The sequence below is a fragment of the Amycolatopsis sp. NPDC048633 genome (assembly GCF_040650695.1).
Classification (GTDB): Bacteria; Actinomycetota; Actinomycetes; order Mycobacteriales; family Pseudonocardiaceae; genus Amycolatopsis.
Genome location: NZ_JBEZHS010000003.1, coordinates 80,856 through 94,355 on the forward strand (window position 1 = coordinate 80,856; position 13,500 = coordinate 94,355).

15 protein-coding genes and 1 pseudogene are annotated in these 13,500 nt (G+C 70.7%); 12 read left to right on the forward strand and 4 right to left on the reverse strand.

All coding sequences use genetic code 11. From position 1 onward, the window contains the following. Positions 1–23: 23 nt before the first annotated feature. The 10 genes from AB0C38_RS09035 to AB0C38_RS09080 all read left to right on the forward strand — a co-directional run bounded on the left by AB0C38_RS09035 (position 24) and on the right by AB0C38_RS09080 (position 8,852). Entirely contained in the window at positions 24–1,007 is a 984-nt protein-coding gene (locus tag AB0C38_RS09035) for a bifunctional riboflavin kinase/FAD synthetase (protein WP_360668954.1), read from the forward strand. 95 nt (positions 1,008–1,102) lie between these two features. After that, positions 1,103–1,576, forward strand: a complete 474-nt coding sequence (locus AB0C38_RS09040; protein WP_360668957.1) for a helix-turn-helix transcriptional regulator — start codon at positions 1,103–1,105, stop codon at positions 1,574–1,576. Beyond that, the gene (thpR, locus tag AB0C38_RS09045; protein WP_360668959.1) at positions 1,576–2,079 is read left to right on the forward strand and encodes an RNA 2',3'-cyclic phosphodiesterase; all 504 of its coding nucleotides are present in this window, start codon (positions 1,576–1,578) and stop codon (positions 2,077–2,079) included. Before AB0C38_RS09040 ends, thpR begins: the two co-directional genes overlap by 1 nt. Positions 2,080–2,223: 144 nt before the next feature. Further along, a complete protein-coding gene (rpsO, locus tag AB0C38_RS09050; RefSeq protein ID WP_020646025.1) occupies positions 2,224–2,493 on the forward strand; it encodes a 30S ribosomal protein S15 in 270 nt (89 codons plus the stop codon). A 232-nt stretch (positions 2,494–2,725) separates the two neighbouring features. Then, positions 2,726–4,969: a polyribonucleotide nucleotidyltransferase gene (locus AB0C38_RS09055; RefSeq protein ID WP_360668964.1), complete on the forward strand. Its 2,244-nt coding sequence runs from the start codon at positions 2,726–2,728 to the stop codon at positions 4,967–4,969. 87 nt (positions 4,970–5,056) lie between these two features. Continuing rightward, positions 5,057–6,421 (forward strand): pitrilysin family protein, encoded by a 1,365-nt coding sequence (locus tag AB0C38_RS09060; protein ID WP_360668967.1) that lies wholly within the window; start codon positions 5,057–5,059, stop codon positions 6,419–6,421. Next, complete coding sequence (gene dapB / locus AB0C38_RS09065) at positions 6,418–7,158, forward strand: 4-hydroxy-tetrahydrodipicolinate reductase (protein ID WP_360668970.1); 741 nt, start codon at positions 6,418–6,420, stop codon at positions 7,156–7,158. Before AB0C38_RS09060 ends, dapB begins: the two co-directional genes overlap by 4 nt. Beyond that, entirely contained in the window at positions 7,155–7,601 is a 447-nt protein-coding gene (locus tag AB0C38_RS09070) for a tetratricopeptide repeat protein (RefSeq protein WP_360668973.1), read from the forward strand. The genes dapB and AB0C38_RS09070 overlap by 4 nt, the downstream gene beginning before the upstream one ends. Before the next feature lie 19 nt (positions 7,602–7,620). Beyond that, positions 7,621–8,541: a hypothetical protein gene (locus tag AB0C38_RS09075; protein ID WP_360668976.1), complete on the forward strand. Its 921-nt coding sequence runs from the start codon at positions 7,621–7,623 to the stop codon at positions 8,539–8,541. A gap of 23 nt (positions 8,542–8,564) precedes the next feature. Then, on the forward strand, positions 8,565–8,852 hold the full coding sequence (locus tag AB0C38_RS09080) for a DUF397 domain-containing protein (RefSeq protein WP_360668979.1): 288 nt from the start codon (positions 8,565–8,567) through the stop codon (positions 8,850–8,852). Between the two features lie 4 nt (positions 8,853–8,856). Here AB0C38_RS09080 and AB0C38_RS09085 read toward each other — a convergent pair whose 3' ends face one another. Then, positions 8,857–9,375, reverse strand: a complete 519-nt coding sequence (locus tag AB0C38_RS09085; RefSeq protein WP_360668982.1) for a hypothetical protein — start codon at positions 9,373–9,375, stop codon at positions 8,857–8,859. Between the two features lie 245 nt (positions 9,376–9,620). On the opposite strand from AB0C38_RS09085, the pseudogene AB0C38_RS09090 reads away from it, so the two are divergent. Then, a pseudogene (locus AB0C38_RS09090) lies at positions 9,621–9,923 on the forward strand (GtrA family protein); the annotation flags it as partial. Positions 9,924–9,989: 66 nt separating this feature from the next. Here the strand turns inward: AB0C38_RS09090 and AB0C38_RS09095 are convergent. Then, positions 9,990–10,547 carry a GNAT family N-acetyltransferase gene (locus AB0C38_RS09095; protein WP_360668985.1) on the reverse strand — a complete coding sequence of 186 codons (558 nt, stop codon included), beginning with the start codon at positions 10,545–10,547 and terminating at the stop codon, positions 9,990–9,992. 59 nt (positions 10,548–10,606) lie between these two features. On the opposite strand from AB0C38_RS09095, the gene AB0C38_RS09100 reads away from it, so the two are divergent. Further along, on the forward strand, positions 10,607–11,821 hold the full coding sequence (locus AB0C38_RS09100; protein ID WP_360668988.1) for a crosslink repair DNA glycosylase YcaQ family protein: 1,215 nt from the start codon (positions 10,607–10,609) through the stop codon (positions 11,819–11,821). Between the two features lie 128 nt (positions 11,822–11,949). On the opposite strand, the gene AB0C38_RS09105 is transcribed toward AB0C38_RS09100, so the two are convergent. Next, on the reverse strand, positions 11,950–12,903 hold the full coding sequence (locus AB0C38_RS09105) for a DUF4097 family beta strand repeat-containing protein (RefSeq protein ID WP_360668991.1): 954 nt from the start codon (positions 12,901–12,903) through the stop codon (positions 11,950–11,952). Between the two features lie 11 nt (positions 12,904–12,914). Further along, positions 12,915–13,427 (reverse strand): toxin-antitoxin system HicB family antitoxin, encoded by a 513-nt coding sequence (locus tag AB0C38_RS09110; protein WP_360668994.1) that lies wholly within the window; start codon positions 13,425–13,427, stop codon positions 12,915–12,917. Positions 13,428–13,500: the final 73 nt, after the last annotated feature.

Genomic DNA, 13,500 nt, shown 5'->3' on the forward strand with positions numbered 1-13,500 from the left:
CGTCTGAGAGACGGGAGTCTGACGTGCTGCGGTGGCGTGGGCTGGGGGACCTTCCCGGCGGCTGGGGCCGGTGCGTGGTCACCATCGGCGTGTTCGACGGTGTCCACCGCGGACACCAGGAGCTGGTGAGCCGGACCGTGGCCGCGGCGGCCGAACGCGGGCTGCCGAGCGTCATGCTGACGTTCGACCCGCACCCGTCGGAGGTGCTGCGCCCCGGGAGCCACCCGGCGCAGCTGACCACGTTGCGGCGCAAGGCGGAGATCGTCGAAGGCCTCGGCATGGACGTCTTCTGCGTGCTGCCCTTCACCTTGGAGCTGTCCCGGCTGCAGCCGGAGGAGTTCGTGCATGAGGTGCTCGTCGACCGGCTGCACGCGGCCGCGGTGATCGTCGGCGACAACTTCACCTTCGGCGCCAAGGCCGCGGGCGACGTCGCGATGCTGCGCACCCTCGGCCGCCGGTTCGGTTTCGCCGCGTACGGCGCCGAACTGCAGGGCAAGGAACTGTCCGAAGAGGACCAGTCGGCCATCACGTTCTCCAGCACCTACGTCCGGTCGTGCATCGACGCCGGGGACGTCGTCGCCGCGGCCGAGGCGCTCGGCCGCCCGCACCGCCTGGAGGGCATCGTCGTCCGCGGTGACGGCCGGGGCCACGAACTCGGCTACCCGACGGCGAACCTGTCGACGCCGCGCTTCGCCGCCGTCCCGGCCGACGGCGTCTACAGTGCCTGGTTCACCCGCTCGGCCGACCCCAGCCGGCGGTTGCGCGCCGCGGTCTCGGTGGGCACGAACCCGACGTTCTCCGGGCGCGAGCGGACCGTCGAGGCCTTCGTCCTCGACGTCGACGAGGACTTCTACGGCCAGCACGTGGCGATCGACTTCGTGACCCGGCTGCGCGACCAGGTGCGGTTCGCCGACTCGGCCGGGCTGGTCACGCAGATCGACGACGACGTCGTCGAGACGAGAAAGGCACTGGACGTGCCCCCGGACGCCCCGACCGGGGGCGAATAGCGGGATTTCGCGTTCACGCACGTGACAGCGATGGCAAGATGCTCACGGACAGTGTGTGCGCAAGCGGCACGAAGCAGTTTAGGGGAGCGGGACTGGTGGAGGACCACAAGATCGTCCAGCGGAACATCGCGTTGCAGCGCGAGTGGTACGGGGAGCCGCTCGGTGACCGGGTGCGCCGCCTCGTCGTCGCGTTCGATGTTTCGCAGGCGTTCCTGGCCGAGGTCCTCGGCATCAGCGCCCCCATGCTCAGCCAGGTGATGAGCGGGCGGCGGGCGAAGATCGGCAACCCGGTCGTGCTGGCCAGGATGATCATGCTCGAGCGCAAGATCCTGGTGCCCGAGGTCGCCGCCGGCAACCGTGACGCGATGCTGGCCGCGATGGAGGACGTCCGCGACTCCCGGCCCACCGTCGGCCGCGACAACATCCCGGTGGTCAACGAAGACCAGAAGGTCCTCGCCTACCTGCGCGACCTGGCCGAGGACGAGGACCTGGGCGAAGCCGCCAAGCGGCTCGACGACGAGTTCCCGGCCATCGCCGACCTGCTGCGCCGGGCGGGCCACGGCGCCTGATGCCGGTCCTGTTCAGCGCGCTGGTCCCGCCGGACGACGTCGCCGAAGCGGTGGCCGAGGCCCTGGGCGACCCCGGGGACGGCCTGCGCTGGGAGCCGCCGGAGCGCTGGCACGTCACCCTCGCCTACTACGGGCCGGACGACCCGGAGACCCGCGCAGCCTGGCTGGCGGACCGGCTGGCCGGGCGGGCGGGCGTCGACGTCCGGCTGGAAAAGGCCGCGACGTTCCCCGGGGTGCTGTGGTTGACTGTCGCCGGAACGGAGCTGACGCCGCTCGCGCTCGCCGCGGGGGCCGGTGCCGAGGCGAGGCCGTACGTGCCCCACCTGACGCTGGCGCGGTTCCCCCGGGAAGATCCGGGGCTCGCCGGGCGTTGGACCAGGGCGTTGTCGGAATTTCGCAGCCGCAGGTGGACGGCCACGCAGGTGGTGCTGATGACCAGCGAGCGCGAACCGGCCGGGCCCCGCTACCGGGTGGCCCGGGCGTTCGAGCTGGACCGTGCCTGAAGGCCCTGCTCAGAGCCGGACGTTAGCAGAATGCTAACGTCAAGGTCGGGTCCGGCTGCAGTCCGTGGCGGCCGTGACCGACTTCCCGGCGTTCATTCCGCGTCCGGGGCCGCACGGCACTGATCATTTCGAGGAGCAACACAAGTGGCGCTGTCCACCGAAGAGAAGAAGTCGATCCTGGCCGAGTACGGCGTGCACGACTCGGACACGGGATCCCCCGAGGCCCAGGTCGCGCTGCTGACCAAGCGGATCGTCGGCCTCACCGAACACCTCAAGGAACACAAGCACGACCACCACTCGCGTCGCGGGCTCCTGCTGCTGGTCGGCCGTCGCCGCCGGCTGCTGAACTACGTGATGAAGGTGGACATCGAGCGTTACCGTGCGCTGATCCAGCGCCTCGGCCTGCGCCGATAGCTGTTGCCCGAGGGGGAGTGACCGCCGGTCGCTCCCCCTCGGTCCAGCAGGAGAAAGAAACGGCGCGAGCGCGCCCGGGGAACCGTCCGCCGGTCCTCGGTAGTGGTTCCCGGGAAGAGTCCCGGGGACTTCGATCGAAGACCGGCATCACTCCTCGAGCGTCCTCAGCGAAGCGGGTCCCAGGGTGGGAGACTCGCGCCGTATAGAAGGAACTAAAGAGGAGAAACACCCTATGACCGACTCCACCGGAGTCACCGTGCACGAGACCGAAGCCGTGATCGACAACGGCCGGTTCGGCACCCGCACCGTCCGCTTCGAGACGGGCCGCCTGGCCAAGCAGGCCGCCGGCTCCGTCGTCGCGTACCTCGACGAAGAGACCATGCTGCTCTCGGCGACGACCGCGTCGAAGCACCCGAAGGACCACTTCGACTTCTTCCCCCTGACGGTGGACGTCGAGGAGCGCATGTATGCGGCCGGCCGCATCCCGGGCGCGTTCTTCCGTCGCGAGGGCCGTCCCTCGACCGACGCGATCCTGACCTGCCGCCTGATCGACCGGCCGCTGCGCCCGTCGTTCACCGACGGTCTCCGCAACGAGATCCAGGTCGTCATCACCGTCCAGAGCCTCAACCCGGACGACCCGTACGACGTGCTGGCCATCAACGCCGCGTCGGCGTCGACCCAGATCGCCGGCCTGCCGTTCTCCGGCCCGGTCGGCGGCGTGCGCGTCGCGCTGATCGAGGACCAGTGGGTCGCGTTCCCGACCTGGTCGCAGCTGGAGAAGGCGACCTTCAACATGGTCGTCGCCGGCCGCACCGTCGGTGCAGACGTCGCGATCATGATGGTCGAGGCCGAGGGCACCGAGAACACGCTCGACCTGATCGCCGCGGGCGGCAAGGCGCCGGACGAGGTCTCGGTCGCCGAGGGCCTCGAGGCCGCCAAGCCGTTCATCAAGGTGCTGTGCGACGCCCAGCAGAAGCTGGCCGACGTGGCCGCCAAGCCGACCGGCGAGTTCCCGGTCTTCCTGGCCTACGAGCAGGACGCCTTCGACGCCGTCGCCGCGATCGCGACCGACGACCTGGCGAACGCGCTCCAGATCGCCGGCAAGCAGGACCGCGACAACGCGACCGACCAGGTCAAGGCCGCCGTGCTCGAGAAGGTCGGCGTCGGCGAGGGCGAAGCCTTCGAAGGCCGCGAGAAGGAGATCGGCGCCGCGTTCAAGGCGCTGTCCAAGAAGGTCATGCGCAAGCGCGTCCTCACGGACAAGATCCGCATGGACGGCCGTGGCCTCACCGACATCCGGTCCCTCGCGGCCGAGGTCGCCGTGATCCCGCGGGCGCACGGTTCCGCTCTGTTCGAGCGCGGCGAGACCCAGATCCTGGGTGTCACCACGCTGAACATGCTTCGCCTGGAGCAGCAGATCGACTCGCTGTCCCCGGAGACGCACAAGCGCTACATGCACCACTACAACTTCCCGCCGTTCTCCACCGGCGAGACCGGCCGCGTCGGTTCGCCGAAGCGGCGCGAGATCGGCCACGGCATGCTCGCCGAGCGCGCCCTCGTGCCGGTGCTGCCGAAGCGCGACGAGTTCCCGTACGCGATCCGCCAGGTCTCCGAGGCGCTGGGCTCCAACGGCTCGACCTCGATGGGCTCGGTCTGTGCGTCCACGATGGGTCTGTACAACGCCGGCGTGCCGCTGAAGGCGCCGGTCGCGGGCATCGCGATGGGCCTCATCTCCGACCAGGTCGACGGCGAGACCCGCTACGTCGCGCTGACCGACATCCTCGGTGCCGAGGACGCCATGGGCGACATGGACTTCAAGGTCGCCGGCACCAAGGACATCATCACCGCCCTGCAGCTGGACACGAAGCTCGACGGCATCCCCTCCGAGGTGCTCGCCGCCGCGCTGAAGCAGGCGAAGGACGCTCGCCTCACCATCCTGGAAGTCATCGCCGAGGCGATCGACGGCCCGGACGAGATGAGCCCGTACTCGCCGCGCGTCACCAGCGTGAAGATCCCGGTGGACAAGATCGGCGAGGTCATCGGCCCGAAGGGCAAGATGATCAACTCGATCACCGAGCAGACCGGTGCCGACATCTCCATCGAGGACGACGGCACGATCTACGTGGGCGCGGCCGACGGCCCGTCGGCGGAGGCGGCGATCGACCTGATCAACGCCATCGCCAACCCGCAGCTGCCCAAGGTCGGCGAGCGCTTCCTCGGCACCGTGGTGAAGACGGCCGCGTTCGGCGCGTTCGTCTCGCTGCTGCCGGGCAAGGACGGCCTGGTGCACATCTCCAAGCTGGGCAACGGCAAGCGGATCAACAAGGTCGAAGACGTGGTCAACGTGGGCGACAAGCTCCGCGTCGAGATCGCCGACATCGACAACCGCGGCAAGATCAGCCTGATCGTGGTCAAGGAAGACGACGCCGCCCCGGCCGAGGCGCCCGCCGCCGACGCCGAGAAGGCCGACGCGTAGTAAGAAGCTCGTTGGTCCGTGAAGGCCTCCTTATCGGCGTCTATGGCCGGTAAGGAGGCCTTCACGGCATTCGTGAGTAAGGAACCCATGGCACGGCAGGTTTCCGGGCACGAGCAGCCCGTCGGCACCACCCGCACGCTCGAGTCCACTCCGGACGGCGCGGTCGTCAAGCGCAGTGTCCTGCCCGGCGGTCTGCGCGTGATCACCGAGCACGTCCCGGCGTCCCGCTCGGCCACGGTCGGGCTGTGGGTCGGCATCGGCTCCCGCGACGAGCCGGCCACGGTGGCCGGCGCCGCGCACTACCTCGAGCACCTGCTGTTCAAGGGCACGAAGAACCGCGACGCCATGCAGATCGCCGAGGAGGTCGACGCCGTCGGCGGTGAGTTCAACGCCTTCACGGCGAAGGAGCACACCTGCTACTACGCGCAGGTGCTCGACGCCGACCTCCCGCTGGCCGTGGACCTGGTCACCGACGTCGTGTTCGAGGCGCTCTGCACCGACCGCGACATGGACATGGAACGCAGCGTCGTCCTCGAAGAGATCTCGATGCGCGACGACGACCCCGAAGACCTGCTGCACGAGACGTTCGTCAGCGCGATCCTCGGCGACCACGCGCTCGGCCGCCCGGTGCTGGGCACCGAGAAGTCGATCATCGAGATGTCGCCGACGGCGTTGCGGGGCTTCTACAAGCGCCGCTACACGCTGCCGCGGATGGTCCTGGCGGTGGCCGGGAACGTCGACCACGGCCAGGTGCTTCGCCTGGTGCGCAAGGCTCTTCGCGACCGGTTGGCGGGAGATGCCACGCCGCTCGCGCCGCGAGAGGGCCGCGCCCGGATCAAGACCGTCCCGAAGCTCGCCCTGCACACCGACGACACCGAGCAGGCGCACGTCATGCTCGGCCTGCGGTCGCTGTCGCGCCACGACGACCGTCGCTTCGCGCTTTCGGTGCTCAACGCGGCGCTCGGCGGCGGCATGTCCTCGCGCCTGTTCCAGGAGATCCGCGAGCAGCGCGGTCTGGCCTACCAGGTTTACTCGTCCGTCGCGAGCTACGCGGACACCGGGCACATGGCCGTGTACGCGGGCTGCCAGCCGGAGAAGCTCGGGGACGTCGCCGGCGTCATCCGCGAGGTGCTCGACAAGGTCGGCGTCGACGGCCTGACCGACGCCGAGGTGGCCCGCGCCAAGGGCCAGCTGCGCGGCGGGCTCGTGCTGGGCCTGGAGGACACGTCGTCGCGGATGTCGCGGATCGGCAAGAGCGAGCTCAACTACGGCCGCTACCTGGGTGTCGACGACACGATCGCGCGCATCGACGCCGTCACCACCGACGAGGTGTGTGCGCTCGCTCGCACTTTGTTCGCGCGGCCGGGCGGGGTCTCGGCGGCGGCGGTCGTGGGGCCGTACGCTCACGCCGACGACCTTCCGGACGATCTGCACGAGGTGATCGCTTCATGACCATCAACGTCGGTGTGCTCGGTGCGCGCGGCCGGATGGGTGCGACGGTGGTGAAGGCCGTCGAAGGCGCTCCGGACATGAAGCTCATCGCCGCGCTCGATGCGGGTGACAACTTCGCGGCGCTGGCCGGGGCTCAGGTCGTCGTCGACTTCACGCACCCCGACGCGGTGATGGACAACGTGAAGTACCTGATCTCGCACGACATCCACGCGGTGGTCGGCACGACGGGCTTCAGTGAGGAGCGGCTGGCTTTGCTGCGTTCGATGCTGGAGCCGTCTCCGTCGCTGGGCGTGCTGATCGCGCCGAACTTCGCGCTCGGCGCGGTTCTGGCGATGCGGTTCGCGGCCCAGGCGGCGAAGTTCTACGCCTCCGCCGAGATCATCGAGCTGCACCACAACCGCAAGGCCGACGCGCCGTCGGGGACCGCCGCGCACACCGCGCGGATGATCGCCGCGGCGCGCGCGGAGGCCGGCGTGACGCCGGGGCCCGACGCGACGACGTCCGAGCTGGACGGCGCCCGCGGCGCCTCGGTCGAGGACGTCCGGGTGCACTCGGTCCGGCTGCCGGGACTCGTGGCGCACGAGGAGATCCTGTTCGGCGGCGAGGGGGAGACCCTGACCATCCGCCACGACTCGCTCGACCGGACGTCGTTCATGCCGGGCGTGCTGCTCGGCGTGCGCACGGTGGTGGCGCGGCCCGGCCTGACGGTCGGGCTGGAAAACGTCCTCGACCTGTGAAGGCTCGTAACGTCGCGCTGCTGATGACGGCGGCGCTGGTCGTCTACCTGGTCCTGCTGGCCGACCGGGCGTTCGCGCTGTTCCGGTCGGGGACCGCGGCGGGCATCGCGCTCGGGATCGGCGTGCTGCTGCTGCCGCTGCTGGGCATCTGGATCGTCGTCGTGACCTGGCGCAACGGCCTGCAGATCCAGCGGCTGTCCCGCCGGCTCGACGAGGAGAACGCGCTCCCGGACGTCTCGGACCTGCCGCGCCGGCCATCCGGCCGGGTGGACCGCGACGCGGCCGACGCGTGGTTCCAGGACCGCCGCGCGGAGGTCGAGGCGGACCAGGAGAACTGGCGCACGTGGTACAAGCTGGCGTACGCCTACGACATCGCGGGTGACCGGCGACGGGCCCGCGAGACGATGAAGAAGGCCGTGGAGCTGGAAGCCGCCGACCGCTGAGTCCGGCAGACTGGACCCGGTGACGCTGCTTTTGAAGCTCGTCCTGGCACCGCTGCTGGTGGTCGGCTCATCCCTGGCCGGCCGGCGCTGGGGGCCGGGCCTGACCGGCTTGCTGGTCGCGTTGCCCCTGGTGGCGGGGCCGATCCTGCTGATCACATACCTGGAGCACGGCCGGACGTTCGTGGCACGGGCGGCGTCGGCGTCGTTGCTGGGGCTGGTGTCGCTGGCCGCGTTCGCGGTGGTCTTCGCGCGGGTGGCGCGGGTGCGGAGCTGGACGGGCACGGTGCTGCTGGGTTGGCTGGTGTGCTTGTCGTTGGACTTGGCGCTGTCTTATGTGCCGGTGCCTGCGTGGGTCGCGTTGGGGTTGGCCCTGGCTGCGGCTTGGGCGGGTTCGCGGCTTCTGCCGGTGCTGGGTGACTTTGGGCCGGTGGCGGGTGACTTTGGGCCTGCGCGCGGCGTGGTTGAGCCGGTGCTGGGTGAGGGCGAGCCGGTACCGGGTGAGATCGGGTCGGTCCCTCCCGAGGGCAGGCTGGTGCCGCGCGAGGTCGGGCCGGTGCCCGGCGAGGGCCGTTCGTTGCCGGGTGGGGCCGGGCCGGTGACCTTGCCGTGGTGGGACCTGCCCGCCCGGGCGGTGGTGACCGCGGGACTCGTCCTGGCGGTGACCGCCGCCGCCGGGCGGCTGGGGCCCGGCCTCACCGGGGTGCTGGCGCCGTTCCCGACCGCGCTGAGCGTGGTGGCGGTGTTCACGCTGGCGCAGGGCGGCCCGCGCGCGGCGGCCGCGACGATGCGGGGCGTGCTCCGCGGACTCGGCGGGTTCGCGGCTTTCTGTTTCCTGGTGGCCGTGCTGGCCGAACCGATCGGCGGGTGGGCTTTCGCGGTCGCGGCCTGCGGTGCTTTGGTGGGGCAATTCGCTTACAGTTGCCGTTCATTCGGGAAATGACGGCTCTTCGCACCATCTCCCGCATGAAACCGACCTCTGCTTCCCCTGGTGCGCGGGCGTTGTCTGCTTCGCTGCGCGAAGCACGCGAAGCGCGGAAATTCAGGATGCGCGTTCGCATTGTGCCAGCCGATGTGGGCTATCACCCGGGCAAGATCGGCACGTTCGCCCTCTACGACTTCCCGGCGGACCCCGCCAAAGACGAATGCGTTGAGGTTCTGCTCACCGAAGCCGTCGGCGTGCGGGACACGAAAGTCCGTCACCTAAGCGAATGCACCGTCGCCCGCGCGGCCTGGACAGCGCAACACCACTGAAATTTCAGTGGTGCAGCCAGCCCGCGAACACCGCGGGTGAAGCGGCTATCAAACTGAAGCGGATCCACCTTCCAGCGAAGCCCGTGGTCAGGAACGTCACGAGCCGCATCCGGACCACGCCGGCCAGCACGCTCGTCGCCATGAACGGCGGCAGGCCCACCAGCGAGCTCACCCCGTAGGTGCCGGCCATCCAGTGCGGGTGCCGGTGGCAGCGCTCGCGCAGCCGGTCGATCCAGCCGCGCAGCCGCTTGGTCCGCAGTTCCCAGCGCACGCGCCGGGCGGTCATCGGCCGCTCGCGGTGGAGGCGGTCGTGCAGCGGCTTCGGCAGCTTGATCGTGCCGCGCGCGGCGAGAAAATAGAGCGTCTTCCCGGCGATCTGCCCGAGGGCCACCGCCGCGCCGAGCCACAGCCAGTGCAGCCCGGGCTGGCTCGCGCACAGCCCGATCAGGAACACTTCGGCGTTGATCAGCGGCACGATGGCCGAACCGAACGCAACCCCTAGCGTCAGCAGGATCCAGCTCATCGTGTCACCTCCCGCGCTCTTTCGTGTTCCTCCAAGTTATCAGTTCGAAACGCGGAGTCACGGGGGTTAACCCCCCTATGCGGTAGGGGGGTCGCCCCAGAAGATCACCTGCAAGACGGCCTCCGGTCACCTTCCCTTGCCACGCTGAGCGGGTGGCCGCCGACCTTTCCCGAACGCCCGCTGACCGATTCGGCGCCCTCTGCCGGGCGATCGTGCGCGTACTGCCACTGGGTCTGTCGCGGGTCGTGGCGCCGACGTTTCTCGGCTTCTGCCTCATCAACGGCTGCACGTTCGGCATCGATCTGGGGCTGCTGTCCGTTTTCCACGGTGTGCTCGGCTGGCCCGTGTGGCTCGCGATAACCCTGTCTTACGTCTGCGCGTTCGGGCTGAGCTTCGCGCTGAACCGGACGTTCAACTTCCATTCCCACGCCGCCGTCGGAATCCAGCTGGCGCTTTACATCGGCGCGATTGCTGTCAATTACGCGGCGTTCTTGCTGGGTGTGGGCGCGGGCTTGACGGCGCTCGGCGTCGAATACCACCTGTCCCGGGTCCTCGCGGGCGCGTGCGAGGGCGTGTTCATGTACGCCGTGATGCGGTGGGTGATCTTCCGCGACTCAGGCGAGCCCGAGGTCGAGGGTGCCGGTGAGGCGGACCTCGCGGACCATGCGGTCGCCGGTGTCGAGGGTGCGGACGGTGGCGTCGGGGTTCCAGCCGGCCCGGCGGTAGAACCCGAGGGAGGCGTGGTCGCCCTGGGCGACCCAGGCGATGCCGCGGGTGGCGCCGTCGGCCCGCAGGCCCGCGGCGGCCGTCGCGAGTAGCCGTCCGGCGTGCCCTCGGCGCCCCCACCGCGGCTCGACGAGCAGCGTGGCGACGAGGCCGGTGGTCTCCGCGTCCTCGGGCAGGCTGCCGTCGGCAGCGGCGACCTCGCCTTCGGGCGCTCGGCCCGCGACGCAGAACCCGACGGTGAACTCGCCTTCGGTGGCGACGTAGACCTGGCTGCCGGGGTAGTCGATGGTCTCGGTCCAGGTGCCGACGAGGTCGGCGGCGTCCAGTTCGGCCAGGGCGTTCTTGCCGAGGAGGTCCTCGTAGGCGGCGTGCCAGGTTTCGCGCTGGATGCGGGCGATCTCCGCGGCGTCGGACAGGTCGGCGGGGCGGACGGCGGCGTCGCTCATGGGTCCTGAATCTAGCGGGACGCGTTTTTGTCGGTGGTGGGTGGCACCATGACGGGACCATGCAAACGATCAGTGTGGCGACGGCCCGGAAGACCTTCCTGGCCGCGCAGGGCTTCAGCGATCCGCGTCCCGCCGGCGAGCCGTCCCGGCGGCACCTGAAACGCGTGCTTTCGCGCGTCCAACTGCTGCAGCTGGACTCGGTGAACGTCGCGGTCCGGGCGCACTACATGCCGGTGTTCTCGCGGCTGGGGGCGTACGAGCCCGCGTTGCTGGACAGCGCGGCGTGGTCGCATTCGGCTCGCCAGCCCAGGATGCTGGTCGAGACGTGGGCGCACGAGGCGAGCCTCCTGCCGGTCGAGGACTGGCCGCTGATCCGTTCGGGCGCGAAGCGTGACGGCTGGTGGAAGCACTACGGGCCGCTGATCGAGAAGTCGCCCGGGCTGGTCGAGGAGATCCTGTCGGTGGTGAAGGAGCTGGGCCCGATCGGCGCGGGCGGCATCGAGCGCGAGGTGGCGGCGGACGCGCAGCACCGCGGCCCGGGCTCGTGGTGGGAGCGCTCGGAGGTCAAGCGCGTCTGCGAGTACCTGTTCGGCATCGGCCAGCTGACGACGGGTACGCGCCGCTCGTTCGAACGGCTCTACGACCTCACCGAGCGGGTGGTCCCGCCGGAGATCCTGTCCCGGTCGGTCTCCGCGGAGGAAGGCGCGCGCGGGCTGATAGAGCGTTCGGCGCGGGCGCTCGGCGTGGCGACGGAGACGGACCTGCGCGACTACTACCGCCTCGGCCCGGCCCCGGCGCGCCAGGCGGTGTCGGAGCTGGTGGAGTCGGGAGTCCTGGAGCCGCTGGCGGTCCACGGCTGGAAGGCGACGGCGTACCGCCACACGGAGGCGCGCACGCCGCGCGCGGTGACGGGCCGGGCGCTGCTGTGCCCCTTCGACCCGCTGATCTGGGAACGCGCCCGCACGGAGCGGCTGTTCGGGTTCCGCTACCGCATCGAGATCTACGTCCCGGAGCCGAAGCGGGTGTACGGGTACTACGTGTTCCCGTTCCTGCTGGACGGTTCACTGGTGGCGCGGGTGGACCTGAAGTCCGACCGCGCGGCGGGGGTACTGCGGGTCCAGGGAGCATTCGCCGAGGAGGGCGCGGACGTGGCGCGGGTGCTCCCGGAGCTGGCGGCGGAGCTGCGGCACATGGCGGAGTGGCTGGGCCTGTCCGGTGTTGCGGTGGGTACCCGCGGAGAACTGGCTCGGCCGCTGGCGAAACTGGTGCGCTGAAGCGCCCCGATGTGGCGTTGGGTGCGTGAGCCGGACCCGGCCGAAAAACTCCGCCGGACCGCACGACCGCAAAGAAACGGGCCGTTCCCGGAAACCCCCACCGGGAACGGCCCGTCACCCCCTTTTCCTCAGCCGGCCGCGCGCGTCACCACGGCGTTGCCGGAGCCCGTGCGGGCTCGCACCTTCAGCTTCACTCCGCCATCGGGGGCGCTGTCGGCGACGTCCAGCTCGCTGGACACCCGGCCGCCGCTGGAGGTCAGGTCGACCTCGGCGGCCGTGCCGCCGCGGATGCCGATGCGGACCTCGCCGGAGCCGGTGATCAGGTCGAGCGAGCCCGACCCCGCGTCGGCCACCGACAGGTCGCCGCTGCCCGTGCGGGCCATCACCTCGCCCGACACCGCGCCCAGCCAGACGTCGCCGGTGCCGGTGGCCAGCGTCGCGGAGCCGGCGATCGACGACGCCTCGACGTGGCCGCTGCCGCTGCGCAGCTGCAGCCCGCCGAGCGTCGGGCCGAGCTTGATGCCGCCGCTGCCGGTGCGGACCGTCGCCGAGCCGTCGGCGCGGTCGAGCTTGACCTCGCCCGAGCCGGTCAGCAGGTCGACCCGGCCGGCCGAGCCGGTCACGGTGACGTCCGCCGCGCCGGCCCGCACCTCGACGTGCGAGCCCGCCGGGGCGCGCACGGTCACCGACAGCGCGACGTTGCGCAGCTGCCACGCCTTCGGAGCCTGGACGACCAGGCGGTTGCCGAGCTTCTCGATCCGGCTCTGCCGCACCGCGTCGGCGGGGTTGGCCCCCGACGGGTCGACCCCGAGCTGGTCGCCGAAGCGCTCGCCGACCCAGGACAGCAGGCTGTTGACCCCCGCGACCCACGGCTGCTGTTCGCCCTGGTCGTGCCGCAGCTCGACGCGGGCGCCGGAGTCGCCTTCCAGGACGACCTCGACGCGGCCGATCGTCACGCCGATGTCGAGCTCCAGCGGGACGCCGGTCTCGAACTCGTCGATCCGCACCAGGTCGTCGCGGGGAGCGGGCTCCTCCGCGGGTGTGGCCGTCTCTTCGGCCGGTGTCGTCTCTTCGTCACTCATCTTCGATCCCCTCAGCCTTCGACCCAGCCGTGCAGGTGCGACCCGGGCCGCTCGCCCTTGCCGTGGTGCTTGCTGCCGCCGCCGAGCGAACCGTGTCCCAGTGCGCCCTGGACGGCCTGGGAGACGAACGTGTTCAGCGAGACGCCCTGCGCCTGCGCCGCGCGCTCGGCCTGGCCCTTGATCTGCTCGACCAGGCGCAGCGTGATGCGCGAGATGTCACCGGTGTCGATCGGTGGTGGCGGCGTGGTGTCACGTGGTGTCGCGCGCGGCGCCGCCTCCTCGGCGGCTCCCGAAACGACCACGCGGACGTCCCGGCCGTCCAGCCGCACGTCGACCACCTGGCCGGGCAAAGCCGCTGTGACCTCGGCGGCGAGGTCGGCGAGGGCGTTCATCAGGGTCAGGCGGACGGCGGGTTCGAGCGCGGAAGACAGCAGCGCGGCCGCCCGCCGGGTGTGCTCGTCCCCGGCGGCAGCCGTGTTCGCGAGGTCCTCGCGAAGGTTGGCGATGTACGGCGTCAGGTCCATGACGCCACTATGACGTCATTCGTGGTGTCAGTCAAGGAGGCCGGTGCTGTCACGTGTCCCCCGGGAGTGGGCG